We start from the raw sequence: 24,666 nt of genomic DNA, 5'->3' as shown, positions 1-24,666 counted from the left end.
CCGCCGGGTCGGGGCGTGCCGGGACGCGGAGCTGCAGGTCGGGGGATGTTGCCCGGGGTCGGACGCGACCCCATGCCCTGCGAGCTGGCGAAGGGGTTGTTGCCGGGGCGCGGGGCGGCCGGACGCTGTCCCATGCCCTGGTTGCTGGCGAACGGGTTGTTGCCCGGGCGCGGGGTGCCGCCGGGACGGTTGGAGCCGCCCGAGGCGCCGCCGGGGCGCGGGGTGCTCGCGGCGGGAGCCGGACGCGGGGTCACGGGCTTGGGTCCGCCGGGGGTCGGGCCGGACGCCGGCTTCTCGGCGGCGGCCGGAGCCGCGGGGGCCTCGGTCGGAGCCGGAGCGGCGGCCTCAGCGGGCGCGTCCTTGGCGGCCTGGGCGCGCTGAGCGGCCGCAGCCTCCTGGGCTGCCTGAGCCTGGGCCTGGCGCTCGGCGACCGACATCGGCGGTGCCGGCGCCGGAGCGGGCGGCTTGGCCGGGCCGGGCGTCGGCGCGGACGGACGGGCGCCGGAGGGGCGCGGGGCTCCGGAACGGGCTCCGGCGGCGGGGGCGGCCGGGGTCGCCGACGTTCCCGCGGTGGATCCGCCCTGGCCCTGGAGGGCCTGGCGGAGCTTGCGCGCCACCGGGGGTTCGATGCTCGAGGACGGGCCCTTGACGAACTCGCCGAGCTCCTTCAACTTCGCAAGTGCGACCTTGCTATCGACACCCAGTTCGGATGCGATCTCGTGTACGCGTGGTTTTGCCACTTCTCTCCTGTCTTGGGCCTGCACCCAAGACGGGGGCAGGCGTCACGAACGGACGGGTCTCATTTCGAGCCGCTCATCAGTCTTCGCTCATGATCAGTTCACGGGCCGTTCTGCCTGTTCTCTATGGTGTGATCGTGCGCTGCTCCGGGCCCTCCGGTTGAGGGGCCGAGCCGGTCGGATCGTGCGACGTACTGCTCCAGCTCGCTCGCGTCCACGCTCTCGCGTGTCCGGAACGCTCTTCCGAACGCGCGGCGCTTGACCGCGAGCTCGTAGCAGTCGGCTGTGTCGTGGAGCCACGCCCCCCGACCAGGACGAACGGCACGCGGGTCTACCGCGAGGACGTTCGAGTGGAGGACCAGCCTCAGAAGAGAGGCCCGGGGGGCGCGCAGACGGCAGCCGACGCACGTTCTGACGGCTTCCACTCTACTCCCTCCCCTCCGGGACCGCTCCCCCGCACGGCCGATGCTCGGGGATCACTCCCCGTCCATCACCGAATCGGGCTGGATGTCGATCTTCGCGCCGGTCAGCTTGGCGGCGAGGCGGGCGTTCTGGCCCTCCTTGCCGATGGCGAGCGAGAGCTGGTAGTCGGGGACGAGCGCCCGGACGGCCTTCAGGCTCTGGTCGATCACGAACGCGCTGGTCACCTTGGCGGGCGAGAGCGCGCTGGCGACGAAGGTCGGCAGGTCGGAGGAGTAGTCGACGATGTCGATCTTCTCGTTGTTGAGCTCGGCGGTCACCGCGCGCACGCGCTGGCCGAGCTCGCCGATGCAGGCGCCCTTGGCGTTCACGCCGGGCTCGGTCGCGCGCACCGCGATCTTGGTGCGGTGGCCGGCCTCGCGGGCGAGGGAGACGATCTCCACCACGCCGGACGCGATCTCGGGGACCTCGAGTGCGAACAGCTTGCGCACCAGCGACGGGTGGGTGCGGGACACCTGGACCGACGGGCCCTTGGGTCCGCGGCCGACGCTCGTGACGTAGACGCGGATGCGGCGGCCGTGACTGTAGTCCTCGCCGGGCACCTGCTCCTCGGGCGAGAGGATCGCCTCGATGGAGCCGAGGTCCACGTGGATCATCCGCGGGTTGGGGCCCTGCTGGATGACGCCGGCGACGATGTCGCCCTCGCGGCCCTTGAACTCGCCGAGCACGTGCTCGTCGGCGATGTCGCGCAGGCGCTGGTTGATGACCTGCTTCGCGGCGAAGGCGGCGATGCGGCCGAAGTCGCGCGGGGAGTCCTCGGCCTCGCCCACGACGGCGCCCTCCTCGTCGAGCTCGGGCACGAAGACCGAGACGTGACCGGTCTTGCGGTCGAGGTGCACGCGCGCGTCGACGGCGGTGGCCTTGTCGGCGTCGTCGGCCTGGCCGATGTGCTTGAGGTAGGCGGTCAGGATCGCCTGCTCGATGATCTGCACGAGTTCCTCGAAGGGGATCTCGCGCTCGCGCTCCATGAGTCGCAGAACGCTCAGGTCGATGTCCACGGGCGGGCCTTTCTCTCTATTCACTTGGATGCCGCGGTGGTGACCGCGATCGTTCGCCTGTCGGGCTCTCACCCGGATCAGCCCTCAAGGGTACCCGACGCGGCCCGGGGTTCCACCCGCGGATCCTGCCGACGCGGAAAGGGCCCCGCCTGCCGCGGGAAGCGGTGGCGGGGCCCTCGGCGTGTCGGGTCTAGGCGCCCAGCCGGGCGAGCGCGTCGGCGACCGGGAGCTGCTCGCGCTCGCCGGACCGGCGGTCCCACAGCTCGACGATCCCGTCGGCCGCTCCACGCCCGGCGATGACGATCACGGGCACGCCGATCAGCTCGGCGTCGCCGAACTTCACGCCGGGCGAGACCTTCGGGCGGTCGTCGACGAGCACGTCGCGGCCGGCGGCCTCGAGGGAGGCGCCGACCGACTCGGCGAGCTCGAGAGCCGCCGCGTCCTTGCCGGTCGCGATCACGTGCACGTCGAACGGCGCGACGTTCGCGGGCCAGAGCAGTCCGCGGTCGTCGTGGGTGGCCTCGGCGATGATGGCGAGGATGCGGGTCACGCCGATGCCGTAGGAGCCCATCGTGACGGTGACGAGCTTCCCGTTCTCGTCGAGGACCTTCAGCCCGAGGACGTCGGCGTACTTGCGGCCGAGCTGGAAGACGTGGCCGATCTCCATGCCGCGGGCGGTCTCGATCGGGCCCGAGCCGTCGGGCGCCTCGTCGCCCGTGCGGACGTCCGCGACCTCGACGGTGGCGTCGCCGTGGAAGTCGCGGCCGGCGACCAGGTCGAGGACGTGCTGCCCGGAGACGTTGGCCCCGGTGATCCAGGCGGTGCCGTCGATCACGCGCGGGTCGAGCAGGTAGCGGACGCCGGTCGCGGACTCCTCGCCCAGGACGGCTCCCTCGGCCGACCAGGGGCCGATGTAGCCCTTGACCAGTCCGGGGTGCTTCGCGAAGTCCTCCGCGGTCGCGGCCTCGACCTCGGCCGGGGCGAAGGCCACCTCGGCGCGCTTGAGGTCGACGTCGCGGTCGCCGGGCAGGCCGACGATCACGAGCTCGCGGGTGCCGTCGAGCGCGGTGAGCGCGAGGACGACGTTCTTCAGCGTGTCCGCGGCGGTCCACGCGCGGCCGTCGGGGCGGGGCTGCGTCGCGTTCGCCAGGTCGACCAGGGTCTGGATGGTCGGGGTGTCGGGCGAGTCGAAGACGCGCGCCTCCGGCAGGCCCTCGACGGGCAGCGCTGCGGGGACGGGCGTGCGGTAGGCCTCGACGTTCGCCGCGTACCCTCCCGCCGACCGGACGAAGGTGTCCTCGCCGACGGGGGTGGGGTGCAGGAACTCCTCGCTCCGGGAGCCGCCCATCGCTCCGGCGTCGGCCTGCACGATCACGTACTCCAGGCCCAGGCGCGCGAAGATCCGCTCGTAGGCGTCGCGCTGGCGCTGGTAGCTCGCATCGAGCCCGGCGTCGGTGTAGTCGAAGGAGTAGGCGTCCTTCATCGTGAACTCGCGGCCGCGCAGGAGGCCCGCGCGGGGCCGCGCCTCGTCCCGGTACTTGTCCTGGATCTGGTAGATCGACAGGGGCAGGTCCTTGTAGGAGGAGTAGAGGTCCTTCACGAGCAGCGTGAAGAACTCCTCGTGCGTGGGAGCCAGCATGTAGTCGGCGTCCTTGCGGTCCTTCAGGCGGAACACGCCGTCGCCGTACTCGGTCCAGCGGCCCGAGAGTTCGTAGGGCTCGCGGGGCAGGAGCGCGGGGAAGTGCACCTCCTGGGCGCCGGCCGCCTCCATCTCCTCGTGGATGATCCGCTCGATGCGGCGCTTGACGCGCAGGCCCAGCGGCAGCCAGGCGAAGACGCCGGGCGCCTGACGGCGGATGTAGCCCGCGCGGACGAGGAGGCGGTGGCCCGCGACCTCGGCGTCGGCGGGGTCCTCCCGGAGCGTGCGGACGAACAGATGCGAGAGACGGGTGACCACGAGGGACGATCCTATCCGCTGCGCTCCCCCGGCTCGCGAGGGCGCCGGGAGCCTCAGTCCGGGATCCGCGAGAAGACGACGGCTCCGCCCGTGCCGTCCAGCAGCACGTCGTCGGGGGTGCCGCCGATCGTCATCGGGCCGGAGAGGAGCGCCCGGAGCCGGATGGCCTCGGGGCTCGGCGTGTCGGAGCAGGTGTCGGATCCGGTCACCTCGTCGCCGGGGACCAGAACACCGCCGTCGATCCGGTAGGCGGCGCTGACCACGAGGCAGCCGGTGCCGACGACCAGGGTCGGCGCACCCCCGACGCTCTCGGAGCGGAGGCGGACACGGGCGTCCTCGACCCACGCCGTGTACGGGGTCTCCCCCTCGGCCGCGGTCAGCACCCAGCGGTCGCAGCCGAAGGGGTCCTGCGGGGTGCGGCTGTCGATGCACTCGCCGGCCTCGGACGACGGGCCGCTGCGGAGCGCGGCGACACCGGAGGCGAGGAGCGCGGCGGCGACGACCACGAGCGCGAGGCGCAGTGCGGGGCGGACCACGTCGATCCGCCCCGCACCGTCTCAGTTCGCGCCGACGGTGACGACCGGGGCCCCGGTCGAGGTGTCGTCGGCCGGCATCTCGGCGGCCAGGCGGTTGGCCTCCTCGATGAGGGTCTGGACGATCTCGGCCTCGGGGACGGTCTTGATGACCTCGCCCTTGACGAAGATCTGGCCCTTGCCGTTGCCGGAGGCGACGCCCAGGTCGGCCTCGCGGGCCTCGCCGGGTCCGTTGACGACGCAGCCCATGACGGCGACGCGCAGCGGGACGCTCATGCCCTCGAGGCCGGCGGTGACGTCGTTGGCGAGCGTGTAGACGTCGACCTGCGCGCGGCCGCAGCTGGGGCAGGAGACGATCTCGAGCTTGCGCTCGCGGAGGTTCAGCGACTGCAGGATCTGCAGGCCGACCTTGACCTCCTGCGCGGGCGGGGCCGAGAGGGACACGCGGATGGTGTCGCCGATGCCCTCGCCGAGCAGGATGCCGAAGGCGGTGGCGGACTTGATGGTCCCCTGGAACTCGGGGCCCGCCTCGGTGACGCCGAGGTGGAGGGGCCAGTCGCCGCGCTCGGCGAGCTGGCGGTACGCCTTCACCATGACGACGGGGTCGTTGTGCTTGACCGAGATCTTGAAGTCGTGGAAGTCGTGCTCCTCGAAGAGGCTGGCCTCCCAGACGGCGCTCTCGACGAGGGCCTCGGGGGTGGGCTTGCCGTACTTCTGCAGGATGCTCGGCTCGAGCGAGCCGGCGTTCACGCCGATGCGGATCGAGACGCCGGCGGCCTTCGCGGCGGCGGCGATCTTGCCGACCTGGTCGTCGAACTTGCGGATGTTGCCCGGGTTCACGCGGACCGCGGCGCAACCGGCGTCGATCGCGGCGTAGACGTAGTTCGGCTGGAAGTGGATGTCGGCGATGACCGGGATCTGGCTCTTCTTCGCGATGATCGGCAGCGCCTCCGCGTCGTCGCGGCTCGGGACCGCGACGCGGACGATGTCACACCCGGACGCGGTGAGCTCGGCGATCTGCTGGAGGGTCGCGTTGATGTTCGTCGTCGGCGTGGTGCACATCGACTGGACGCTGACCTGCGCGTCACCGCCCACGAGCACCTTGCCCACCTTGATCTGGCGGGACTTGCGGCGGGGGGCGAGGGTCATGGGGACCTTGGGAAGACCCAGATTCACTGCTGGCACGCGCCCCATCGTACGCGCGCCGCGGGACCCCTCGTCCGCTCGCCGCGTCTTCCCAGCCGCCGCCCCTCGCCCGGGGCTCCGCCCGCGCGCCGCCGCGTGCGATCTGCAGGCCGACGTGCGATCTGCAGGCCCCCGTGCGATCTGCAGGCCCGCGTGCCATCTGCAGGCATCCGTACCATCTGCAGGCCAGTCACCCCGGAAAGCGCTTCCACACCAGTCCGTCCGTCACGCACCCCCCGGATCCCCTGCACACCGCACCGGAAGAGGACGCCCGTGACCTGACCGGCGGTCCGCACCATCTGCAGGCCCTCGTGCGATCTCCAGGCATCCGTACCATCTGCAGGCCCCTCACCCGGGAAAGCGCTCCCACGGCAGTCCGTCCGCAGCGCATCCCCCGGATCCCCTGCAGATCGCACCGGAACGGCACGACCGCACCCGCCACCCGTCCGCGCACCACCGCGTCTCACCGCGCACGCACCCGAGGCCGTCGGGTGAAGAACCTCTCAGCGATCCGCCCCAGCCGCCGGCATCCCAGCCCTCCCACGCACTCACCCCGCAGAGCTCACCCCGCAGCGCCCGCCCTCAGCGCCCACCAGCAGCGCCGACCGCGCCACGCCGGTCGGGCACCGGCGTGGATACGGCTCAGAACAGCGTGATCGGCTTGACGATGTCGGCGTAGATCAGCAGGGCGCTCATTCCGCCGAGCACGAGCACGACGACGTAGGTCAGCGGCAGCAGGCGGGCGATGTCGACGGGGCCGGGGTCGCGGCGGCCGAAGAGCTTGGCGATCCGGCGGCGCAGGCCCTCCCAGAGAGCGCCGGCGATGTGGCCGCCGTCCATGGGGAGCAGCGGCACCAGGTTGAAGACGAGGAGGGCGATGTTGAGCGAGGCGAGGACGCCGACCATCGTCTGCACCTTCGACACGACGGGGAGCTGGTCGGAGGCGGCGATCTCGCCCGCGATCCGGCCGACTCCGACGACGCTGATCGGACCGTTGGCGTCGCGCGCCTCCGAGCCGAACGCCGCCTGGGCGACGTCGATGAGGCGCTGCGGCAGGTTGAGGATGACGTGGGCGACGCTCGTGATGTTCGACCAGACCGTCTCGGGCACCGCGGTGATCGGCTGCTGTGCGAGGGCCGACGTGGGCGAGATGCCGATGAAGCCGACCGTCTGCGTCTCGATCGCACCGGAGGCGTCGGTGACGGGGGCACCGTTCGCGTCGGTCACCGCGACCTCGTTCTCGGCGGGGGTGATCGTGAGGGTCAGCGGGGCGCCGTCGCGCTGGACGGACACGCTGAGCGGGACGCCCGCGGAGCGCTGGATGATCGGAGTCAGGTCGTTCCAGGTGCTCACCGGAGTGCCGTCGATGGCCGTGATCGTGTCGCCGGGCAGCAGGCCCGCCGCGGCTCCGGGTGCCAGCGGGTCGTCGGCGGTGCAGGTCGCGGTCGCGCGCTGCGACTCCGGGACCACGCACTGCGAGACCGCGGCGAGGGTGCTGGTGCTCTGCGGGATCCCGATGCCGCAGAGGAGGACGGTGAAGAGGACCGTGGCGATCACGAGGTTCATGAAGGGACCTCCGGCCATGACGATCACGCGCTTCCACACGGCGAGCCGGTAGAACGCGCGGTGGTCCTCGCCCTCGCCGATCGTCTCGGCGCTCGCGGCGCGGGCCTCGTCGATCATCGTGGCGTAGGCGCCGCGCTTGGGCTCCTCGAGCTGGGCCTCGGAGGACGCCAGGCCGTTGAAGAAGCCGGTGCTCGACTCCGTGGGCCGGTCCCCCGGGTGCTTCGGCGGGTACATGCCGATCATGGCGATGTAGCCGCCGAGCGGGATCGCCTTGACGCCGTACTCGGTCTCGCCGCGGCGCCGGGAGAAGATCGTCGGCCCGAAGCCGATCATGTACTGCGTGACCTTGACCCCGAACAGCTTGGCGGGGAGCAGGTGCCCCACCTCGTGCAGCGCGATCGAGAGGGCGACGCCGACGGCGATGATGACGACGCCGAGGACGAAGAGCAGCACGGATTCCACCGACACACTGTAGGCCGGGGCCGCCCGTCCACGCTGGGGTCCGCCTGCACGGATCCGATGAACTCCGCGCCCGAGCGGATCAGCGGCGCGACGTCGGCCGAGACGGATCCGCGGAGGCGGAGCCCGTCCGGGCGACCTCTGGTCAGACGACGGCGATCCGCTCGTCCGCCGCGCGGCGCGCCCAGTCCTCGGCGGCGGCCAGCGACTCGCGGGTCAGCGCGCCGTCGACGGTGTGCGCATCGACCACCGCCTCGACCGTCTCGAGGATGTCGAGGTAGCCGATCCGCCCGGCGTGGAACGCCTGCACGGCCTGCTCGTTCGCGGCGTTGAAGACGGCCGGGTAGGAGGCGCCCGCCTCGCCGACGCGCTTCGCGAGCCGGACCGAGGGGAACGCCTCCTCGTCCAGCGGCTCGAAGGTCCAGGAGTGGGAGCGGGTCCAGTCCAGCGGGACGCCGACCCCGGCGACGCGGTGCGGCCAGTCGAGGCCGAGCGAGATCGGGAGCCGCATGTCCGGCGGCGAGGCCTGGGCGATCGTGGAGCCGTCGACGTACTCGACCATCGAGTGGATCACCGACTGCGGGTGCACGGTGACGTCGATCCGGTCGTAGGGGACGTCGAAGAGCAGGTGCGCCTCGATCACCTCGAGCCCCTTGTTGACCAGGGTGGAGGAGTTGGTCGTGACGACCAGGCCCATGTCCCAGGTCGGGTGCGCGAGCGCCTGCGCCGGGGTGACGTCGCGGAGGGAGGCGCGGTCGCGTCCCCGGAACGGCCCGCCGGACGCGGTCAGCACGAGGCGCCGGACCTCCCGGTGCTCGCCCGCGAGAAGGGCCTGGGCGATCGCGGAGTGCTCGGAGTCGACCGGCACGATCTGGCCGGGAGCGGCGAGCGAGGTGACGAGCTCGCCGCCGACGATCAGCGACTCCTTGTTGGCGAGGGCGAGCGTCCTGCCCTCCTCGAGCGCCGCGAGGGTCGGGCCGAGGCCGACCGAGCCGGTGATGCCGTTCAGCACGACGTCCGCGTCGACCGAGCGGATCAGCTGCTCGGCCTCCTCCGCTCCGAACGCCGTGTGCTCGACTCCGAAGGCGGACGCCTGCTCGGCGACCGCCGCCCGGTTCGAGCCGGCGGCCAGGCCGACGACCTCGAACCGCTCGCGGTTCGCGCCGATGACGTCGAGAGCCTGCGTGCCGATGGACCCGGTCGAGCCGAGGATGATGACCCTGCGCATCCGCCCATCCTGGCACGGAGTGCAGAGCGCCTCCCGGTCAGCTGATGGCGAGGATGTCGACCACGAAGACGAGGGTGTCGGTCCCGCTGATCCCCGCGTTCTGGTTGCCCTGGTCGCCGTAGCCCTTCGACGGCGGGATGGTGACGAGCACCTGCGAGCCGACGGTCTGGCCGACCACGGCCTCCTTGAAGCCCTCGATGACGTCGCCGGTGCCGAAGGCGGCGGGAGCAGGCTTGCCCCAGCTCTGGTCGAACACCTCGCCCGTGCCCCAGACCACGCCCTGGTACTGCACGATCAGCTGGTCGCCGTCGGCCACGGTCGCGCCGCTCCCCTTCTTGAGGACGGCGAGCTGCAGGTCGGCGGGCGGGTCCGTCGAGGGGATGGTCACGGTCGGCGCTCCGTCGTCGGCGAGCGCCACCGTCGGCAGGCCGTCGACCGGAGGCTGCGGTTCCCCGTCCGCGGCGGTCGGCACGATCTGCTCGACGTCGATCACCATGACGATCGAGTCGGTCGCGGCGATGCCGAACTGGCTCTGCCCGGCGTCGCCGAACGCGTCGGCCGGGGGAACGACGGCGACGACGCGCGAGCCGACGGTCGCGCAGTTGACGGCCTTGACGAGGCCCGCGAGGTACTGGTCGGTGTCGACCTCGAAGGCCGCGCGGCCACCGGACGCGTAGCTGCTCGCCGAGAACTCGGCACCGCTCGTCCCGTTGTAGAGCGTGTAGTCGACCAGCACGGTGTCGCCCTCGGCGACCTCCTCGCCGGTGCCCTCGATCGCGACGGAGCGCTCGGTGGCGTCCACGCTGACCGGGCTGGGGAACACGGTGACCGGCTTGGTGGCGAAGTCGCCGCTGGTCTGCACCGCGGCGGTCGCGTCGCCCTCGGTCGCGCAGCCGAGCGGGGTGGCGGAGGCGGACGGTGCCGCGCCCGGCTCCCCGGGGGTGCAGGCCGCCAGGCTCAGGGAGGCGCCGAGGACGGCGAGGATCGCGAGGGTTCTGCGCACAGGGGCACCTTTCGTGACCGGCGGCGGCCGGTGGACGTTCGGGGATCGCCTCCATCCTGCACGGCGCGCCTCGCAACGCGCTGGGTGCGGGTCCTCGAACAGTCCAGGCCTACCATCGGAGCATGCGTGAATTCTCGGTCCCCCAGTCCCGAGAGCTCGTCACCGAGCTCCCCGGCCCGCGCTCCGTCGCCCTCCAGGAGCGCCGCGTCGCCAGCGTCTCCCGCGGCGCCGGGACGCTCGCGAACATCTACATGGACCACGCCTCGGGCGCCGTCCTGGTCGACGTCGACGGCAACCGCCTGATCGACCTCGGCTGCGGCATCGGAGTGACCACCATCGGCCACGCGCACCCCGCGGTCGCGGCGGCCGCGGCCGCGCAGGCCGAGAAGCTGACGCACACCCTCTTCACCGTCACTCCGTACGAGAACTACGTCCGGGTCGCCGAGAAGCTCGCCGAGATCACCCCCGGTGACTTCGAGAAGCACTCGATCCTCGTCAACTCCGGCGCGGAGGCGGTCGAGAACGCCGTCAAGATCGCGCGGAAGTTCACCGGCCGCCGCGCCATCGCGACGCTCGACCACGCCTTCCACGGCCGCACCAACCTCACGATGGCGATGACCTACCGCCCCTGGCCGGAGCGCGCGGGCATGGGCCCCTTCCCGGGAGAGATCTACAGCCTCCCGATCAGCTACCCGTTCCGCGACCCCGAGGGCATGACGGGCGAGGAGGCGGCCGAGCGCACCATCGACTACATCACCACCCACATCGGCGCGCAGGAGCTGGCCGCGCTCTTCGTCGAGCCGATCCAGGGCGACGGCGGCATCATCATCCCGGCGCCGGGCTACTTCCGCCGCCTGTCCGAGTTCTGCACCGAGAACGGCATCGTCTTCGTCGCGGACGAGATCCAGGCCGGCATCGCCCGCACCGGCACCTGGTACTCGATCGAGCACCACGGCGTGGTCCCCGACCTGATCACGACGGCCAAGGGCATCGCCGGAGGCTTCCCCCTCGCCGCCGTCACCGGTCGCGCCGAGATCATGGACGCCGTGCAGCCCGGCGGCATCGGCGGCACGTTCGGCGGCAACCCGGTCTCGACCGCGGCGGCGCTCGCGACGTTCGAGGCCATCGAGTCCGAGGGCCTCCTCGAGGAGGCGAAGCGCGTCGAGCGCCTGCTGCAGGCGCGGATCGGCGACTGGGCCGAGCGCTTCGCAGTCGTCGGCGAGGTCCGCGGCAAGGGCGCCATGTGGGGCGTCGAGCTCGTCCACCCGGGCACGAAGAAGCAGTACCCGGAGGCGCTCACCGCGATCCTGAAGCACGCCACCACGAACGGCGTGATCGTCCTCGACGCGGGCAGCTGGGACAGTGTGCTGCGGATCATGCCGAGCGTGGTCATCAGCGAGGAGCTGATCGACGACGCCGCGACCGTGATCGAGGAGGCGCTCGCCCCGTTCGGCTGAGCCGCCGCATGACCGGAGCGGCATGGACGCCCCGGTAGCTTCGTCGGAATGCGGATCGACGACGACCACGAGAGGCCGACTCCCCCGGGGATCGGCCTCTCCGCGCGTCTGGCGCGCCTGTCCATCGGCGGCGTCGGCCGGCTGGTCTACCGGCCGATCGTGGAAGGTCGGGACAACGTCCCGGCCGAGGGACGCGTGATCCTGGCCGCCAACCACCTCTCGTTCATCGACTCGCCGGTGCTGACGCTGCTCGCCCCGCGGCCGGTGCAGTTCCTGGCCAAGTCGGACTACTTCACGGGCACCGGGGTGCGGGGCGCCCTCTCCCGCGCCTTCTTCACGAGCGTCGGAGCCGTGGCGGTCGAGCGCGGCGCCGGCCAGGCCGCCCAGGAGGCGCTGGACCTCGGCCGGGCGATCCTCGAGCGGGACGAGGCGTTCGCCGTCTACCCCGAGGGCACCCGCTCGCGGGACGGGCGCCTCTACAAGGGCCGCACCGGAGTGGCGTGGCTCGCCCTCACCACGGGCGCCCCGGTGGTCCCCGTCGGCATCATCGGCACGCAGGAGCTCCAGCCGGTGGGCACGCGGGTGCCGCGCCTGCACCGGATCACGGTCCGCTTCGGGGCTCCGCTGGACCTCTCGCGGCACGGCTCCGCCGACTCCGGCCGCGCCCGACGCCACGCCACCGACGAGGTGATGGCGGCCGTCCACGCGCTCTCGGGCCAGGAGCTCGCCGGAGCGTACAACGAGTCTCCGCCGACGACCACGGTCGAGCGCATCCGCCGGGCGCTTCCGCACGAGCGCCGCTGAGCCTCAGCGCGCGGACGCCTCCGGCTCGTGGGCGACGGGGAAGTTCACCGAGTTCGCGATGAAGCAGAGCCGGGAGGCCTCGGCGTGCAGCGTCTGGGCGATCGCCACCATCGACTCCTCGGCGACAGTGACACGGGGCCGGAGGGTCACCGAGGTGAAACGGCCGCTCTCCCCCTCCTGCAGCATCGAGCCCACCGCGTCGTCGGTGTAGCCGGTGACGACGACTCCGTTCTTCACGGCCACGTGCAGGTAGGAGAGGAGGTGGCACTGCGCGAGCGCCGCGAGCAGCAGCTGCTCCGGGTTCCAGCGGTCCGCGTCGCCCCGGAAGGGCGTGTCGGCCGAGGCGAGGATGGGCGCCGGGCCCTCCGCCGTGACGGTCAGCTGGCGCCCGTACTCGCGGTAGCCGCTCGTGCCGGTGCCCCGGTCGCCCTCCCAGACGACGGACACCGCGTACTCGTGCTCGGACTTCATCGGGCTCCTCCTCGACGGCGGTGGATCAGGCCGGTCGCGCCGGTCTGGACCTCTGGACGCGGGACCCCCGCGGGTAGACTCCGAGGACCATGACAGACACGCTCGCCCCCCAGGTTCCCACGTCAGCAGTCCCCCAGGAGCGGCGCGTCGCGACCGAGATCCCCGGGCCGCGATCCCGGGCCCTGCACGAGCGCCGCCTCGCCGTCGTGCCCACCGGCGTCGGCACCGCGCTCCCCGTCTACATCGACCGCGCGCACGGCGCGATCCTGGTCGACGTCGACGGCAACAGCTTCATCGACCTCGGCGCCGGCATCGGCGTGACGACGATCGGGCACACCGACGACTCCGTCGTGGCGGCCGCCGCGGAGCAGCTCGCGCGCCTCACGCACACCCTCTTCACCGTCACTCCGTACGAGCCGTACATCCGTGTGGCGGAGCTGCTCGCCGAGCACACCCCGGGCGACTTCGCGAAGAAGACGGTCCTGGTCAACTCCGGCGCGGAGGCGGTCGAGAACGCCGTCAAGATCGCACGCAAGCACACCGGCCGCCCCGGCGTCGCGGTGCTCGACCACGCCTACCACGGACGCACCAACCTCACGATGGCCATGAACTTCAAGGCGCTGCCGTACGGCCTGGGCTTCGGGCCCTTCGCCGGCGATGTCCACCGCGCGCCGAGCTCGTACCCGTACCACGACGGCCTGTCGGGAGCCGAGGCCGCCCAGCGCGCCGTCTCGTACCTCGAGAAGACCGTCGGCGCCTCCGCCCTGGCCTGCCTCGTCGCCGAACCCATTCAGGGCGAGGGCGGCTTCATGGTCCCCGCCGAGGGCTTCCTCCCGGCGCTCCAGGAGTGGTGCACGGCCAACGGCATCGTCTTCGTCGCCGACGAGATCCAGTCGGGCATGGCCCGCACCGGCGCCTGGTTCGCCAGCGAGCACCTGGGTCTCGTCCCCGACCTCGTCCTGTCGGCCAAGGGCATCGCCGGCGGCCTCCCGCTCGCCGGCGTGACCGGCCGGGCCGAGATCATGGACTCGGCGCAGGCCGGCGGACTCGGCGGCACCTTCGGCGGGAACCCCGTCGCCGCCGCCGCTGCGGTCGCGGTCTTCGAGCGCATCGAGCGGGAGGGCCTCCTCGCCGAGGCCGACCGGATCGGCGCGCGCCTGGGCGCGGCTCTGCGCGCCCTGCAGGAGCGCTACGACATCATCGGCGACGTCCGCGGCATCGGCGCGATGATGGCGATGGAGCTCGTGCAGCCCGGCACCGCCGGCACCACGAAGGAGCCGAACGCCGCCGCGGTCCAGGCGATCATCGACTACGCCGCTCAGCACGGTGTCCTCGTGCTGAGCGCCGGCACCTACGGCAACGTGGTCCGCTTCCTGCCGAGCCTCGCCCTGACCGACGAGCTGCTCGACGACGCCGTGTCGGTCATCGCCGACGCGTTCGCCACCCTCTAGGCGCGATCCCCGAAGGCCACCGCGGGCGCCGAGGCGCTCCTCGGTGGCCTTCGGCGTCCCCGGGAGCGCGGGACCGGTCGGCGCATCGGGCAGGATGGGGGGATGCCAGCAGGAACCTTCACCGTCGCCGAGTCCGTCGAGCTGGCCGTCGTCGAGAGATCCGGGTTCGTCGAGTCGCGCCACGCCGGCTCCGCCGTACTCCTCGACTCCGAGGGCCGCGTCGCCCGCAGCCTCGGCACCCCGACGGCGCCCGTCTTCCCGCGCTCCTGCCTCAAGCCGTTCCAGGCCCTCGCGGTGATGACCGCCGGAGTCGAGCTGAACGGCGCGGAGGCGGTCATCGCCACCGCGAGCCATGCCGGAATCCCTCAGCACGTGGCCCTGGTGCAGAACCTGCTCTTCCGCGCCGGCCTGGACCACACCGCCCTGCAGTGCCCGGCCGACTGGCCCGGCGACTCGGGGACCCGCGCTCAGCTTCTGCGGGCGGGCGCGACTCCGGACCCGCTCTACATGAACTGCTCGGGCAAGCACGCGGCGATGCTGCTGGCCTGCGTGCAGAACGGCTGGAGCACCGAGGACTACCTCGAGCGGACGCACCCGCTGCAGCAGCACATCGTCGACACGATCGAGCGCCTCACCGGCGAGCGCATCGTGGCCTCGGGGATCGACGGCTGCGGCGCTCCCGTGCACGCCCTTCCTCTGACCGCGCTGGCGAAGGGCGTCTCGCGCATCGTGTCCTCCTCCCCCGCCTCCCCGTTCGGCCTCTACCGCCAGGCCGGCGTCCTCACGGCCGCGATCCTCGAGAACGCCTGGGCGATCGACGGCCCGGGCCGGGACAACACCGTCGTGATCGAGCGCCTGGGCCTGGTCGCCAAGCTCGGCGCCGAGGGCGTGCTCGTGATGGCCTCGCCCGACGGCACCACGGTGGCGCTGAAGATCCTCGACGGGAGCCTGCGCGCAGCGACGGTGGTCGCTCTGAAGCTCCTGGTCGAGGCGGACGCGGTGGACCGGACCGCGGCGAACGAGGTGCTCGTGCGGCTGAACCCGGTCGTCTCGGGCGGCGGGCGTCCGGTCGGCGCGATCCGCGCCTCCTACGTCTGACCCGGGCACACGCGCTACTGCTCGCGCGCGAGCCGCTTCGCCCGGGCCGCCGCGGAGACCTGCGTGACCACCACCACGAGGATGGCCAGGACGAACACCGCCGATGCGATGACGTTCGCCTCCGCCGGGATGCCGCGCGCCGCCGCGATGTAGATGTACTTCGGGAACGTGGTGACCGATCCGGAGTTGAAGTTCGTGATGATGAAGTCGTCGAAGCTCAGCGCGAACGAGAGCAGCGCCGCGGCGAGGATGCCGGGCAGCAGCAGCGGGAAGGTGATCCGCCAGAAGACCTGGTTCGGCGACGCGTACAGGTCTCGTCCCGCCTCCTCCAGCTTCGGGTCCAGGCTCGCCACCCGCGCCTTCACGGTGACCACGACGAAGCTGATGCAGAACATCGTGTGCGCCAGCACGATCGTGACCAGTCCCTTCTCGGCGCCCACGCTGAGGAACTGCGCGGCGAGGCCGGCTCCGAGCACCACCTCCGGAGTCGCCATGGGGAGGAACAGCAGCAGGCTGATCGCCGAGCGGAACCGGAAGCGGAACCGCACCAGGGCGATGGCGATCATGGTGCCGAGCGCGGTGGCCAGCACGGTGGCGATCACCCCGACCAGCAGGCTGTTCCCGAAGGCGGTCATCACCTCCTCGCTGGTCCAGGCCGACACCCACTTGTCGAGGGTGAAACCGCGCCAGGCGAGGTTGCTCTTCCCGGAGTCGTTGAAGGAGAAGACGAAGGTGTACCCGATCGGGATGAGCAGGAAGAGCAGCGCCAGCGCCGTGTAGACGCCGAGGCCGAGGCCCCGGAAGCGGCGGCGGCCCCGGACCGGGGCGGGGGGTGGCGCGCCGAGCGCCTCCTGGGCGCTCGCGAGCGGACGGTCGGCCGTCGCGGTCACAGGAGGTCCTCCGTTCCACTGCGCTTCACGTAGAAGCCGACGATGACCAGGATCACGGCCATCAGCACGATCGAGAGCGCGGCGGCCGCCGGGTAGTTCTCGAGCGTGAGGAAGTTCGCCTCGATCGCGTTGCCCACCATCGAGGTCTGCGACGAGCCGAGGAAGTCCCGGCTCGCGTTGATGTAGTCGCCCGCCGCGGGGATGAACGTCAGCAGGGTGCCCGAGACGATGCCCGGCATCGACAGGGGGACGGTCACGCTCCAGAACACGGAGGCGGGGTGAGCGTAGAGATCCGACCCGGCCTCCAGGAAGCGCACGTCGAGGCGTTCGAGCGTCGTGTACAGCGGCAGCGTCATGAACGGGATGAAGTTGTAGGTGATGCCGAAGATCACGGCGATCGGCGTCCCCGTGAGATGGCCGTCGCTCGGCAGCACCGCCACGGCCTTGAGCGCCTGCACGAGCGGGCTCTCGTCCGCGAGGATCTGCTTCCATGCCAGCGTCCGCAGCAGGAAGCTGATGAAGAAGGGCGCGATCACCAGCGTGAGGAGCAGGTTCTGCAGCAGCGGCCAGGGCCGCGCCTTCACGCCGATGAAGTAGGCCAGCGGGTAGCTGATCACCAGCGCGAGCACCGTCGCGATCAGCGCGTAGCCGAAGGAGCGGAGCACGTGCGGCCAGTAGTCGCCCATCACCACGAGGTAGTTCTGCCAGGCGAACCCGGGTGCGTACTCGCCGATGTCCCCGTCCGGCACCTCGGCCTGGAACGACGTGAGCACGAGTGAGATCAGCGGTGCCAGGAAGAACAGCAGCATGTAGGCGATGCCCGGCAGCAGCAGGACCAGCGCGATCGTCGACCGCCGGCGGACCGGAGCGTCCTGAGGATCCGCCTGCCCCGTGGCGAAGGCGGCGAAGGCCATGCCTACGCTCCCCCGCTGCGGCCGGCCAGGAGCCCCCGGCGCTGCACGGCGATGGCGCTGGTGGAGTCGTCCGCCTCGAAGCGCGCGACCGAGCCCGGCTCGTCCGCGAGTCCGAAGCCGTGCTCGGTGCTGAAGCCGACCCACACCTCCGCTCCCTCGCCGACGACCGGCCCGAAGACCATGTTCTGCGCGAAGACGACCACCGGGCCCAGGCCCGGCATCCGGATCGTGTACTGGGTGCTGACCCCGCTGAAGGAGACGTCGACCACGCGGCCGGGCCCGAGCACGTTCCGGTCGGAGTCCGCCGGCGGCTCCTGCGTCAGCAGCAGGAGCTTCTCGGGGCGGACGCCGACGGTGATCTCGCCGCTCGTGCGGGCGCAGCGGGCGACGGGCACGACGATCCGGTGCCCGCCCGCGTCGACGGTGAGCGCGCGGTCGGTGCTGCCGACCACCTCCCCCGTGAAGAGGTTGGACTGGCCGAGGAAGTTCGCGACGAACGCGGTGCGCGGGAGCTCGTAGAGCTCCTCCGGCGCGCCCATCTGCTCGATCCTGCCCTTGTTCATCACCGCGACGGTGTCGGCCATCGTCATGGCCTCCTCCTGGTCGTGCGTGACGTGGAGGAAGGTGAGGCCCACCTCCTCCTGGATCGACTTGAGCTCGAGCTGCATCTGCCGGCGGAGCTTGAGGTCGAGGGCCCCGAGCGGCTCGTCGAGCAGGAGCAGTGCGGGCCGGTTGACGAGGGCGCGCGCGAGGGCGACCCGCTGCTGCTGGCCACCGGAGAGCTGCGCGGGGCGGCGCTGGGCGAGGTGGTCGAGCTCGACCAGGCGGAGCGCCTCGTGCGCTTTGCCGACGGGGTCGGCGATCCTCCGCCGCTTCAGGCCGAAGGCGACGTTCTCGAGGATCGACATGTGCGGGAACAGCGCGTACGACTGGAACACGGTGTTGACGGGCCGCTGGTAGGTCTTCGTCTCGGTGACGTCCCGCCCGCCGATGAGGATCCGGCCGGCGGAGGGCTCCTCGAGCCCGGCGACCAGCCGCAGCGTCGTCGTCTTGCCGCAGCCCGAGGGGCCCAGCAGGGCGAAGAAGGAGCCCGCCGGGATGGTGAGGTCCAGGGAGTCGATGGCGGTGAAGCCGGGGTACTGCTTGCTGATCCCGACCAGCTGGAGGTCGGCGCCGCTCTCGGCGAAGGTCCCGATCGCCATCAGATGCCCAGGAGCACCTTCTGGAACTCGGCCTGGTACTCCTTCTCCTCCGCGGCGGTCAGGGTCCGGAACACGTGCGCCTGCGCGAGCGTGTCCTCATCGGGGAAGATCAGCTGGTTCTCGGCCAGCTCCGGATCGATGCTCTCCATGACGTCCTTCGCTCCATCCACGGGGGTGATGTAGTTGACCCAGGCGGCCACCTCGGCGGCGACCTCGGGCTCGTAGTAGTAGTTCATCAGGGCCTCGGCGTTGGCCTTGCGCTCGGAGCCCATCGGGACGACGAAGGTGTCGTTCCAGAGTGCGCCGCCCGAGTCGGGGAAGGCGAACTCCCACTTGTCGCCCGCCTCGGCGTTGATCAGGGTGATGTCGCCGGACCAGCAGATCGCCGCGAGGGTGTCCTCGTTCTGCAGGTCGTTGAGGTACGCGTTCCCCTTGATGTTGCGGATCTGACCGGCGTCGACCTGCTCGCGGAAGACGTCGATCGCGTTCATGTACTCGTCGTCGCCCCAGGAGCCGGCGATGTCCGTGCCCTGCGCGAGCATGATCAGCCCGATCGTGTCGCGCATCTCGCTCAGCACGCCGACGCGGCCGCGGAGCGACGGATCCCACAGCTCCTCGATGCTCGAGAGGCCGTTCGGCAGCTTCTCCTTGTTCCAGCAGATGCCCGAGAACCCCGCCTGGTAGGGGAGGGAGAGCCGACGGCCCGGATCGAAGTCGGGGTTCGCCAGCGAGGGGGTGAGGTTGGCGATGTTCGGGATGTTCGCGTGGTCGAGCTCCTGCACGTAGCCGCGGCGGACCAGGCGCGAGACCATCCACTCCGTCAGGCAGACCGTGTCGGCGCCGATGTACTGCCCGAGCGCGAGCTGGTCCTTCACCTTGCCGTAGTAGGAGTTGTTGTCGTCGACGGCGACGTTGTAGGTCACCGCGATGCCCGTCTGCTCCTCGAAGCCCTGGAGCGTGGGGTAGTTCCCGTCGTCGTCCTCGTCCATGTAGGCGGGCCAGTTGTCCCAGACCAGGCGCGGGTCGTCGGCCGATCCGTCGGCGGCGGCGGTCGGAGCGGCACGGGTCTGCGGGGCGCAGGCGGCCAGGGCGAGGGCACCCGCTCCGAGGCCGATCCCGCCGAGGACCGCCCGACGCGAGAGGACCGCCCGGCGCTCGCGCTCGTGCGAGCGTGCCGCGGCGACGGCCCGGCGGAGGACGGGATCCCTCGGGAGGGGACGGGTCATGGCGGGGGCTCCTGACTGCGTCGGGGCTCGTGCCTCGGGGGCCGAACGTGGGGAAATACTGGCACAGCGCTCGTCCGCCTGTCACGGCGAACGGAGGAGAACGCTCATCCGGAAACATGATCGTCACGAATTCCGCACCCGGAGGCCGTGTCGACCGCCGATTCGGTCCCCGGAGGCCGTGCCCTCAGCGAGTGAGGGGCGGGCGTCCCGAGCCGCCGGCGGACCCGTCGACGCGCTCGACCGCCATCTCCACGGAGGAGAGCAGGATCCGGCTGCCGAGCTTCGCGCGGTAGCGGCGGCCGGCCTCGAGCGGGAGCGGCGCCTGGGTCGGCGCGACCAGCACGGACCCGTTGGCCGACCAGCGGTCCCTGACCCAGAGCCCGCCCTCGTCGAAGCCGAACTCGAGGTGGGTCTTGGAGAGGGATCGCGACGGATCCGGGATCGCGAGGATGTGCCGGAACGTCTCGTTGGGGTCCGGGAGCGGCTGGCGTCCGATCAGGCCGTTGCCGGTCACGATCGCGTGCTGCCCGGTCGCGAAGCTGAGGCGGACGAGCCCCTGCGAGGGCGGTGCCATCGGAGCGCCGGGGGCGGGACGCCGGTGCCGGCCGGGGGCCAGGCCCGGCAGCCAGGCACGGCGGGACGGATCGAGGACCGTCGTGTCGCCGGAGGAGGAGGGTCGGGACGCACCCGTCGTGGCGTGCGCCGCCACCGACGAACCGCACTCGCCGCAGAGGATCGCCCCGGGAGCGAGGTTGGAGCCACACGTGCTGCAGATCACCGAGAACGCCCTTCCGCTCCCCATCGTACCCAGCGCCGGCGCGGGGAGCCCCGAGCCGGCCGAACCCGACGCGAACCGGCAGGCCCGGGACCGTCGTGCGGCTGTTCGGCGTATGCGGGCGGTTCGGCGGCACCGCGACCGCACGGCCGTCCCGTGCCGGAGAGCTGCTCGTCAGACCGGTGCGCCGGCCTCCTCGTCGCCGGTGACCGCGAGGACGTCGACGACGATCACGGTGACGTTGTCGCGCCCGCCGTTGTCCAGCGCGGCGTCGACCAGGGCGTCGGCCGCCTCCTGCGCGGAGCCGGTGCCGCTGAGCAGGTGGCCGACGCCGGCGTCCGTCAGCTCCTTCGTGAGGCCGTCCGAGCAGATCAGCAGACGCGATCCGGCGAGGACGGGCACCAGCCGGTAGTCGGGGACGGGAGCCTCGTGGAAGCCGACCGCGCGGGTGATCACGTTGCTGTGCGGATGCACGTCGGCCTCGTCGCGGGTGATCAGGCCCGCGTCGACCAGCTCCTGGACGATGGAGTGGTCCACGGTGAGCTGCACGAGGGTCCCGGAGACGCTCAAGTACACGCGCGAGTCGCCGATGTTGAAGACGGACCAGTAGGGCTCTCCCCCGACCACCGTGAGCGCGATCCCGGTGACCGTGGTCCCGGTGCCGACGTCGGCCGTGTGCGACTGCCGGGCGATGTCTCCGACCGCCTCCCGCAGCGCCCGGTCGATCTCCTCCGCTCCGACGGTCGCGCCGAGCGCCGCCGTGGACAGGCGCGACACCACCGCGTCGCTGGCGACCTCTCCCGCCGCATGCCCGCCCATTCCGTCGGCGACGGCGAAGAGCGGACTCTTGGCGAGGTAGCTGTCCTCGTTCGCGCTGCGCACGTGGCCGGTCTCGGTGCGCGCGGCCCAGCCGAGGGTCACTTCGGCCGAGGGCGAGTCGGAGCTCCAGGCGGAGACGGGGACGATGACGGACGCGCGGCTGCGGCCGATCTGCGTCATCGCTGCTCCTCGCCTCCCCGTGGCCCGTGGCCGTCCGGTCCGACGGCCCGTGACCGCCGGCTCCGGGGTGCCCGGCCGCCTCCCGATGGTAGTCGCTGACGACCCTCCGCCGAGCCCGCCCGCCGTCCACTCCCCGCGATGCCCGTCGCACGGAGGGTCGGGCGCTCCGACCACCGGATCCGACGCCGGACAGAGCTCCGACGTGCGGATCCACTTGCCCGGACCCCTGTGGACTGCCAGAATCGCCGCATGGCCCCTTCCCGCCCTCCCTCTCAGCGCCCTGTCCAGCTCGACGAGGTCTCGAAGGCGATCATCGAGCAGCTGCAGGCCGACGGGCGGCGCTCGTACGCCGAGATCGGCAAGGCCGTGGGCCTGAGCGAGGCGGCCGTCCGGCAGCGGGTGCAGAAGCTCACCGAGTCGGGCGTGATGCAGATCGTCGCCGTGACGGATCCGATGCAGCTCGGCTTCTACCGCCAGGCGATGATCGGGGTGCGGGTCACCGGCGACACCCGCGACGTCGCGGACCGGCTCGCCTCCATCCCCGCCGTCGACTACGTCGTGCTGACGGCCGGCTCCTTCGACATCCTCGCCGAGGTCGTGTGCGAGAACGACGACGATCTGATCGCCCTGCTCAACCAGGAGATCCGGTCGCTTCCCGGCGTGCTCTCGACCGAGACCTTCGTCTATCTGAAGCTCCACAAGCAGTTCTACAACTGGGGAACGCGGTAAAAGATGACCACCGAGACAGCCTTCTCGACCTCCGGCCTCGAGTCGGGCGACCCCGTCCGCGGGACGGACGCGCCAGGGGGGATCGACGACGCCTCCCTGCAGAAGAAGGCGAAGGACCACCTCTGGATGCACTTCACGCGTCAGTCGACGATGGACTCCGGCGCAGGCGTGCCGATCATCACGCGCGGCGAGGGCCACCACATCTGGGACAGCACCGGGCGCAAGTACTTCGACGGCCTGTCCGGCCTCTTCGTCGTCAATGCCGGACACGGGCGGCGCCGACTGGCGGAGGCCGCGGCGAAGCAGGCGTCGGAGCTCTCCTTCTTCCCGCTCTGGTCCTACGCGACCCCCTCGGCGATCGAGCTGGCCGACCGGCTCGCCGACCACGCGCCGGGCGACCTGAACCGGGTCTTCTTCTCGACCGGCGGCGGCGAAGCGGTGGAGACGGCGTTCAAGCTCGCCAAGCACTACTGGAAGCTGCAGGGCAAGCCGGGCAAGCACAAGGTGATCTCCCGCTCGGTCGCGTATCACGGCACCCCCCAGGGAGCGCTCGCGATCACGGGCATCCCCGGGATGAAGTCGATGTTCGAGCCGCTGGTGCCGGGCGGCTTCCGCGTCCCCAACACCAACTTCTACCGGGCTCCCGAGCACGGCGACGACCTGGAGGCATTCGGCCTGTGGGCGGCGAACCGCATCGAGGAGATGATCGAGTTCGAGGGGCCGGACACGGTGGCCGCCGTGTTCCTGGAGCCCGTGCAGAACTCGGGCGGCTGCTTCCCGCCCCCTCCCGGGTACTTCCAGAGGGTCCGCGAGATCTGCGACAAGCACGACGTGCTGCTGGTGTCCGATGAGGTGATCTGTGCGTTCGGCCGCATCGGGCACATGTTCGCCTGCGACGAGTACGGCTACGTGCCGGACATGATCACCTGCGCGAAGGGGATGACCAGCGGCTACTCCCCCATCGGCGCGACGATCGTCAGCGATCGGATCTACGAGCCCTTCCGCCACGGTCAGGTCGTCTTCCCGCACGGCTACACCTTCGGCGGCCATCCCGTCTCGGCCGCGGTCGCGCTCGAGAACCTCGACATCTTCGAGGAGGAGGGCCTGAACGAGCGCGTGCGCGAGAACTCCCCCGTCTTCCGGTCCACGCTCGAGAAGCTGCTCGACCTGCCGATCGTCGGCGACGTCCGGGGCGACGGCTACTTCTTCGGCATCGAGCTGGTGAAGGACAAGGCGACGAAGGAGACCTTCGACGAGGACGAGTCGGAGCGGCTGCTGCGCGGATTCCTCTCGAAGGGGCTCTTCGACGCGGGGCTGTACTGCCGGGCGGACGACCGAGGCGATCCCGTCGTGCAGCTGGCGCCGCCGCTCACCATCGGCCCGCGCGAGTTCGACGAGATCGAGCAGATCCTCCGGAGCGTCCTCACCGAGGCCTGGTCGCGGCTCTAGCACCCTCACGCGGCGCGCTCCCGCCGAGCGGCGGCGAGCGCGGCCGCGACTCGGCGTGCACCCGCGTGGTGCGGATCGAGCGCGACGGCCTCGTCGGCGAACCGCCCGGCATCCTCGGCACGGCCCTCGCCGGCGAGGAGCCGCGCGAGGAGGACGAGCACTCCGGCTCGCTCGCTCGCGGGTGCGACGACGGCGGCACGGCGGAGCAGCGGAGCGAGCGCTCCCGCCACGCCGGGGTCACCGCTCCGCGCCGACCGCAGCACGCGATCCGCACCGCGGCCGCGCTGCACGGCCACGATGAGCGCGGCCAGGCCCGCTGGCCGGACGTCGGGATCGGGACTGTCGAGAGCTCGCCGGACGAGGTCGTCGACACCGTGCAGCAGGACGTCGGGCAGTTCGGCCCGCGGGTGGCGGTCGAGGAGGCGATCGACCGCGGCGGCCACCGCTCGCGAGTCGTCCCGGTCACAGGCCTCGCGACCGGCATCGCGGCCGGACGACAGGAGCACGGCGACACGGAGGGCGAGGCCGGGGAGCCCGCGCGCACGCTCCTCGAGGGCGGCGACGAGACCCTCGCACGACTCCGGACCCGCCTCGCCGGGATGCACCAGCGCGAGTGCTCGCTGCACCCGCCCGAACCGGCCGAGCGCACCGAGGCAGGCCCGCGCGACGAGGGACGGATCAGCTCCCGTCAGTTCGAAGCGGAGCGAGCCGCTCGGCGCTCCGGAGCGGAACGGGACGAGCACGAGAGTCGCCTCCGACCTGTCCTGTCGGGACCCGTGAGCGGCAGGGAGCAGCGCGGCGTCGTCGGGCGGAGCCGGCACGCGCGAGGCGGGAGTGAGACGGAGGAGGAGCGCTGAGGAGGTCATGCCGCGATCCTGCCGACCACTGCACTCGCCGGGATCGACGCTCTCCCGTGATCATCAGAAGGATCCCGGGATCGACGCCTGTGGAGGGAGAGGTCGCGGCCGACACCGGATCACCGGCGCGCGGAGCACGCCCTCCGACCAGGGGTCCCTCCACAGGACCCGAGCCGCCGAGTTCTGCACCGGTGTCCG

At 71.8% G+C, this 24,666-nt stretch carries 23 protein-coding genes; 6 read left to right on the top strand and 17 right to left on the bottom strand.

The annotated features are described in order from the left end of the window. The 9 genes from C5D08_RS11505 to C5D08_RS11465 form a co-directional block, all read right to left on the bottom strand. Window positions 1-740 (bottom strand): translation initiation factor IF-2 N-terminal domain-containing protein (locus C5D08_RS11505; protein ID WP_181126234.1); only part of this gene is annotated, 740 nt, incomplete at its 3' end. Window positions 741-838: 98 nt separating this feature from the next. Further along, window positions 839-1,162 carry a YlxR family protein gene (locus C5D08_RS11500; RefSeq protein WP_104277141.1) on the bottom strand — a complete coding sequence of 108 codons (324 nt, stop codon included), beginning with the start codon at window positions 1,160-1,162 and terminating at the stop codon, window positions 839-841. A gap of 51 nt (window positions 1,163-1,213) precedes the next feature. Beyond that, a complete protein-coding gene (gene nusA / locus C5D08_RS11495) occupies window positions 1,214-2,215 on the bottom strand; it encodes a transcription termination factor NusA (RefSeq protein WP_104225180.1) in 1,002 nt (333 codons plus the stop codon). Window positions 2,216-2,405: 190 nt separating this feature from the next. Beyond that, window positions 2,406-4,172, bottom strand: a complete 1,767-nt coding sequence (locus C5D08_RS11490; protein ID WP_104277140.1) for a proline--tRNA ligase — start codon at window positions 4,170-4,172, stop codon at window positions 2,406-2,408. Window positions 4,173-4,225: 53 nt separating this feature from the next. After that, a complete protein-coding gene (locus C5D08_RS11485) occupies window positions 4,226-4,708 on the bottom strand; it encodes a hypothetical protein (RefSeq protein WP_104277139.1) in 483 nt (160 codons plus the stop codon). Window positions 4,709-4,729: 21 nt separating this feature from the next. Continuing rightward, window positions 4,730-5,890, bottom strand: coding sequence for a flavodoxin-dependent (E)-4-hydroxy-3-methylbut-2-enyl-diphosphate synthase (gene ispG, locus C5D08_RS11480; RefSeq protein WP_173244694.1), 1,161 nt, complete (start codon window positions 5,888-5,890; stop codon window positions 4,730-4,732). Window positions 5,891-6,532: 642 nt separating this feature from the next. Next, window positions 6,533-7,909 (bottom strand): RIP metalloprotease, encoded by a 1,377-nt coding sequence (locus C5D08_RS11475; RefSeq protein ID WP_104277145.1) that lies wholly within the window; start codon window positions 7,907-7,909, stop codon window positions 6,533-6,535. 151 nt (window positions 7,910-8,060) lie between these two features. Further along, window positions 8,061-9,143, bottom strand: coding sequence for a 1-deoxy-D-xylulose-5-phosphate reductoisomerase (locus C5D08_RS11470; protein ID WP_104277138.1), 1,083 nt, complete (start codon window positions 9,141-9,143; stop codon window positions 8,061-8,063). A gap of 37 nt (window positions 9,144-9,180) precedes the next feature. Then, window positions 9,181-10,146, bottom strand: a complete 966-nt coding sequence (locus tag C5D08_RS11465; protein ID WP_104277137.1) for an FKBP-type peptidyl-prolyl cis-trans isomerase — start codon at window positions 10,144-10,146, stop codon at window positions 9,181-9,183. Window positions 10,147-10,268: 122 nt separating this feature from the next. Between C5D08_RS11465 and C5D08_RS11460 the strand changes: the two genes are divergently transcribed. After that, window positions 10,269-11,603 (top strand): aminotransferase class III-fold pyridoxal phosphate-dependent enzyme, encoded by a 1,335-nt coding sequence (locus tag C5D08_RS11460; protein ID WP_104277136.1) that lies wholly within the window; start codon window positions 10,269-10,271, stop codon window positions 11,601-11,603. Between the two features lie 48 nt (window positions 11,604-11,651). Then, a complete protein-coding gene (locus C5D08_RS11455; RefSeq protein ID WP_104277135.1) occupies window positions 11,652-12,407 on the top strand; it encodes a 1-acyl-sn-glycerol-3-phosphate acyltransferase in 756 nt (251 codons plus the stop codon). Between the two features lie 3 nt (window positions 12,408-12,410). Here C5D08_RS11455 and C5D08_RS11450 read toward each other — a convergent pair whose 3' ends face one another. Continuing rightward, window positions 12,411-12,878, bottom strand: a complete 468-nt coding sequence (locus tag C5D08_RS11450; protein ID WP_104223041.1) for an OsmC family protein — start codon at window positions 12,876-12,878, stop codon at window positions 12,411-12,413. A gap of 89 nt (window positions 12,879-12,967) precedes the next feature. Between C5D08_RS11450 and gabT the strand changes: the two genes are divergently transcribed. Both gabT and C5D08_RS11440 read left to right on the top strand, forming a co-directional pair. Then, window positions 12,968-14,329, top strand: coding sequence for a 4-aminobutyrate--2-oxoglutarate transaminase (gene gabT / locus C5D08_RS11445; RefSeq protein WP_104277134.1), 1,362 nt, complete (start codon window positions 12,968-12,970; stop codon window positions 14,327-14,329). A 102-nt stretch (window positions 14,330-14,431) separates the two neighbouring features. After that, window positions 14,432-15,427: an asparaginase gene (locus C5D08_RS11440; protein WP_104277133.1), complete on the top strand. Its 996-nt coding sequence runs from the start codon at window positions 14,432-14,434 to the stop codon at window positions 15,425-15,427. Between the two features lie 14 nt (window positions 15,428-15,441). Here C5D08_RS11440 and C5D08_RS11435 read toward each other — a convergent pair whose 3' ends face one another. From C5D08_RS11435 to C5D08_RS11410, 6 genes are all read right to left on the bottom strand, one after another. After that, on the bottom strand, window positions 15,442-16,197 hold the full coding sequence (locus C5D08_RS11435) for an ABC transporter permease (protein WP_258064999.1): 756 nt from the start codon (window positions 16,195-16,197) through the stop codon (window positions 15,442-15,444). Between the two features lie 116 nt (window positions 16,198-16,313). After that, a complete protein-coding gene (locus C5D08_RS11430) occupies window positions 16,314-17,231 on the bottom strand; it encodes an ABC transporter permease (RefSeq protein WP_104223037.1) in 918 nt (305 codons plus the stop codon). Between the two features lie 2 nt (window positions 17,232-17,233). Further along, on the bottom strand, window positions 17,234-18,433 hold the full coding sequence (locus tag C5D08_RS11425; protein ID WP_104277131.1) for an ABC transporter ATP-binding protein: 1,200 nt from the start codon (window positions 18,431-18,433) through the stop codon (window positions 17,234-17,236). Continuing rightward, window positions 18,433-19,659, bottom strand: a complete 1,227-nt coding sequence (locus tag C5D08_RS11420) for a PotD/PotF family extracellular solute-binding protein (protein WP_104277130.1) — start codon at window positions 19,657-19,659, stop codon at window positions 18,433-18,435. The genes C5D08_RS11425 and C5D08_RS11420 overlap by 1 nt, the downstream gene beginning before the upstream one ends. A 184-nt stretch (window positions 19,660-19,843) precedes the next feature. Further along, entirely contained in the window at window positions 19,844-20,368 is a 525-nt protein-coding gene (locus C5D08_RS11415) for a hypothetical protein (protein WP_104223034.1), read from the bottom strand. Window positions 20,369-20,608: 240 nt separating this feature from the next. Then, window positions 20,609-21,433, bottom strand: coding sequence for a PP2C family serine/threonine-protein phosphatase (locus tag C5D08_RS11410; RefSeq protein WP_104277129.1), 825 nt, complete (start codon window positions 21,431-21,433; stop codon window positions 20,609-20,611). A gap of 249 nt (window positions 21,434-21,682) precedes the next feature. On the opposite strand from C5D08_RS11410, the gene C5D08_RS11405 reads away from it, so the two are divergent. Together C5D08_RS11405 and C5D08_RS11400 are read left to right on the top strand one after the other, a co-directional pair. Next, on the top strand, window positions 21,683-22,162 hold the full coding sequence (locus C5D08_RS11405) for an Lrp/AsnC family transcriptional regulator (RefSeq protein WP_104223032.1): 480 nt from the start codon (window positions 21,683-21,685) through the stop codon (window positions 22,160-22,162). Between the two features lie 3 nt (window positions 22,163-22,165). Then, on the top strand, window positions 22,166-23,611 hold the full coding sequence (locus tag C5D08_RS11400) for an aspartate aminotransferase family protein (RefSeq protein WP_104277128.1): 1,446 nt from the start codon (window positions 22,166-22,168) through the stop codon (window positions 23,609-23,611). A gap of 5 nt (window positions 23,612-23,616) precedes the next feature. Here C5D08_RS11400 and C5D08_RS16695 read toward each other — a convergent pair whose 3' ends face one another. Then, on the bottom strand, window positions 23,617-24,477 hold the full coding sequence (locus C5D08_RS16695) for a hypothetical protein (protein WP_146086042.1): 861 nt from the start codon (window positions 24,475-24,477) through the stop codon (window positions 23,617-23,619). Window positions 24,478-24,666 lie beyond the last annotated feature (189 nt).

Origin of the sequence: Rathayibacter sp. AY1B6 (assembly GCF_002932755.1) — a bacterium.
Lineage (GTDB): Bacteria > Actinomycetota > Actinomycetes > Actinomycetales > Microbacteriaceae > Rathayibacter.
This window is presented reverse-complemented; position numbering and strand designations above follow the sequence as displayed.